The following is a 3,919-nucleotide window of genomic DNA, read 5'->3' on the forward strand; positions in this document are numbered from 1 at the left end:
GCGTACGAATCCGCTGAACTACGCGGGAAGGCAGATACTAGCCGGATTAGTTGAGGCGACTTCCCACATGTGTGGAGTGTGTATTGGGTCTGTAAGCGCCCGCGGGTTCTTCCTGACCAGATCCTTCCGGCACGCGCTTGCTCGCAACGCGTACCCCATTTTCCCTTCATCGCAAACCGCATCGGGTGGTGGGATGCGGCACCTGGGCGCTTGCTCTACCCGGGTCGGGCCGTAGCGTTTTATGCCGTCGCCGTTCGGGTAACCGACGGCACAATTGTGACCGCAGTGGCACGGAGTTAGCAGGGCGAATGAACACCGGCGTATTGCTCGCCGGCCGCTATGAAGTCCGCGGCAGGCTGGGTCGTGGTGGCATGGCCGAGGTTTGCGACGGCTGGGATTGCCGACTGCGGCGCCCGGTCGCGATCAAGCTGATGCATCCGGTGGTGAGCGCCCAGAGCGGCATGCGGAACCGATTTGACGCGGAAGCTTACGCGGCCGCGGCACTCAACCATCCGAATATCGTCGGGATCTACGACATCGGCGAGCATGACGGCAGGCCCTTCATCGTGATGGAGCGGCTGCCCGGCGGAACCCTGGCCGACGAGGTGCGCGATGGTCCGCTGCCGCAGGAGCGGGTCCACGTCCTGCTCGACAACGTCCTGGCCGCGCTGACTGCCGCACACCGCGCCGCCATCCTGCACCGCGACATCAAGCCTGGAAACATCCTGCTTGCCGAGGGCGGCGAAGTCATGAAGGTTGCAGACTTTGGGATTGCGAAGACGCCAGAAGCCACCAACACGCTGACCGGCCACATCCTCGGCACCATTGCATACCTGAGCCCAGAGCGACTCGCCGGTGCACCTGCATGCGTCACCGATGATCTGTATGCGGTCGGCGTCGTGGGCTATGAAGCACTTGCCGGGCATCGCCCGTTCCCGCAGGAGAATATGGCGGCGCTCGCCGGTGCCATTTTGCACGGACACGCGCCGCAGCTAGCCGGGCTGCGACCCGACGTCGAACCCGGCCTGATCAGGGTGATCGAACGCGCGATCGCACGCGACCCGCGCCAGCGGTTCGCTAGTGCAGAGGAGATGCGCGCCGGGCTGCACCATCGTCGTACCGCGGCCGCAGCCATGCCGGTCCCCCCGCCGCCCCACCCGGCCACCAAGTTGCTGGAAGTGCCGGTTCCCGGCTCGCCCACGAACACTTTCTTCCCCGCACTGGTGTCTTCGACGAGCAGCCGCAGGAGAAAGGTGCTGAGCGTCCTGGCGGTCCTGGCGGTGCTGATCCTTGTTCCATTGGCGCTTGCGCTTGATGCGTCGTCCTCGCACGCACCTACTGAGCCTGTCACCACCACCAGTTCGGCGGCTCCGGTTCCGGTCAGTAACGCCCCGCCACCACCCTCGCCAACGCAGCAGCCTCCCGCCCCACCAGTGCACGGCCCTGGTAAAGGACACGGCAAGGGAAAGGGCGGCGACCAGGGAGACTAGAGCGGCTACCCCGAGCGGTTCAGGCCCTGCCCTAGGTGCGCCAGTCGCTCAACTCTCCTGCGTTACAGTGAGTTTCGTCATTACGCCCTACAGCTGAGAGCCAGTGCCCCCAGTCGGACTCGAACCGACACTGGGCGGATTTTAAGTCCGCTGCCTCTGCCAATTGGGCTATGGGGGCCCGGCGGCGAATCTAGCGCGCGATCCCCGGATCCGTGACATCGCATGCCACCCACCGTCGCATCCGAAATTAGCTGAATCCCGACATGCGTCCGCCGCGGCATTGAAGTAAGATCCGCGCGCCGCGCGTACTTGTGCGCCTGATCACCCCCGGCCAGATGACGTTGCTATGTCGCCCGACAGAAGCTTGTTAAAACTGGCGGCGTCGGCGTTAAGAAGCCGTAAACGGATGTCACGCTGGCCTTTTGGGCGGGAACGTTGGGTCGTGGGTCGTTAGCCTTTTGCCAACGCACAGGGGCTATTACGTAAACACCCAGGGTCGGCCACCGCGAGGGGGCCGGCATTTCTTGAACCCGAGGAGCAAAAGATGTCCTTCGTAAGTACGATTCCACCAGAGTTGCTCGCCGCCCAGGGGCAGTTGACGGCAATCCTTAGCAACCTCGAAGCGCAGAACGCGGGCGCCGGTTCGGCGACCACCGTCGTCGCTCCCGCCGCCGCCGACCCGGTATCGATTCAGCAGGCAGCGATCTTCTCGGCATACGGCACTCAGTACCAGACGACCGCCGCCGCGGCGCAGACCCAGCTGCAGCAGTACGCGAGCACCCTGGGGGTCAGCTCGAACGCCTACGGCGACACCGAGGCTGTCAACGCGGCCCAAGCCACGCTTTCCAGTGCGACTTCCAATGCGACCAATGCGGCGGCCGCTGCGCCCGGGAACACTCCCCTCGACTGGCTCTCCTACCTCCTCGGTAGCACCGGCAACGGCACCAACCCGCAAATGCTTGGCGGGATCTTCGGCCTCTCGAGTAACGGCGCCAATATCTTGAACATCGGTGGTGGCAACTGGGCGTCTGCCGGTTCCGATCTGATTGGTCTGGCCGGTGGTGGTCTGGCCGACACGTCCGCTGATGCCGCGGGCGCCGGGTTGGCTGCGGACATCGCCGCCACGCCGGGCGTCGGAGCCACCGGTGCCGCGGCCGGTGGCCTGGGCATGGTCGGCATGGGCGGGGTGCCCATGGCCTCGATGGGCTCGGCGACCATGGTCAGCAGCATGTCGGTGCCCCCGAGCTGGGCGGGCACCGTCGGTGCGGCGGCCCCGATCACGCCGGTCACCACCGTGGGCTGGACCGCCGCCGCGCCGCAAGCCGGCGTCGGCAACGTCATCCCCGGCATGCCCGGCATGGCCACGGCCGGCCGCAGTTCCGCCGGATTCGGTGCACCGCGCTACGGCGTCAAGCCGATCGTCATGCCGAAGCCGCAGGCCGTCTAGGCAACTGTCGCCAAAGTCAGCCAACACTCCGCAAAATTCGACCATCTAATAGGAACGGGATACAGAAATGCTTGAAGGTTCACCACCGGAAGTCATCTCGGGACTCATGTACGCCGGCGCAGGCGCCGGGCCGCTGATGGCCGCCGCGGCGTCATACGCCAACCTGGCCGCAGAGGTGAGCAGCACGGCAACGCAGTGGGAGTCGATCATATCGACGCTGACCACCGGCGCCTGGACGGGTGGTGGGTCGTCAGCCGCGGCGGCCGCGTCCGAGCCGATCGTGACCTACCTGACCCAGACGGCCGCGGCGCTCGAGCAGGCGAGTACCCAAGCCACCGCGTCGGCGGCGGCGTACGAGGCCGCGTACGCGGCCACGGTTCCGCCGGCGGAGATCGCCGCCAACAGGGCGCTGCTCGCGCAGTTGGTCGCGACGAACTTCCTGGGGATCAATACGCCCGCGATCGCCGCCACCGAGGCGCAGTACGCCGCAATGTGGGCGCAAGACACCGCGATGTACGCCGCCTACCAGGCCGCCTCGACGGCGGCGGCGACCCTCACACCGTCGACGCCGCTGGCCTCGACCGCCAACCCGGCGTCCGCCTCGGCGGTCGACAACGCCGCGCTCGTCGGCAACGCGACCGGCGGGACGGCCCAGGCGGCGGCAGCGCCGCTCGCCCAGGCGGCGTCCCTGCCCTTCACGACCAACGGCATTCTGGGCTCGATCGACAACTTCCTCGGCACCCCGTCGGTCCTCAACGGCATCAACGGCGCCGTGAACACCTCCGCGTGGTGGGTCTGCAACACCATTCCGACTGCGGTGTCGCTGGGCCACACCCTCGGCGCCGTGCCGAGTGTCGCGGTCAGCGATGTGATGCCCGCCGGTGCGGGGGGCATCACGGAAGGCGCCATGGTCGGCTCGGTAGCGCCGGCGGGCGGCATGGGTGGTATGGCATCCATGGGCACAGCGGCGTCGGCCGGCGTC

Annotated in this window: 3 protein-coding genes and 1 tRNA gene; 3 read left to right on the forward strand and 1 reads right to left on the reverse strand. The window is 67.0% G+C overall.

What is annotated here, in order from left to right; all coding sequences use genetic code 11:
* Positions 1-308 precede the first annotated feature (308 nt).
* Positions 309-1,490: a serine/threonine-protein kinase gene (locus tag JOZ00_RS00880; RefSeq protein ID WP_293338508.1), complete on the forward strand. Its 1,182-nt coding sequence runs from the start codon at positions 309-311 to the stop codon at positions 1,488-1,490.
* A 104-nt stretch (positions 1,491-1,594) separates the two neighbouring features.
* Here JOZ00_RS00880 and JOZ00_RS00885 read toward each other — a convergent pair.
* Positions 1,595-1,668, reverse strand: a tRNA-Leu gene (locus JOZ00_RS00885).
* Between the two features lie 366 nt (positions 1,669-2,034).
* Here JOZ00_RS00885 and JOZ00_RS00890 point away from each other — a divergent pair.
* The gene (locus tag JOZ00_RS00890) at positions 2,035-2,937 is read left to right on the forward strand and encodes a PE domain-containing protein (RefSeq protein WP_293338510.1); all 903 of its coding nucleotides are present in this window, start codon (positions 2,035-2,037) and stop codon (positions 2,935-2,937) included.
* 67 nt (positions 2,938-3,004) lie between these two features.
* Positions 3,005-3,919: PPE family protein (locus JOZ00_RS00895; protein WP_293338512.1), on the forward strand; the 915-nt coding region annotated here is incomplete at its 3' end.

This window comes from Mycobacterium sp. (assembly GCF_019243155.1).
Lineage (GTDB): Bacteria > Actinomycetota > Actinomycetes > Mycobacteriales > Mycobacteriaceae > Mycobacterium.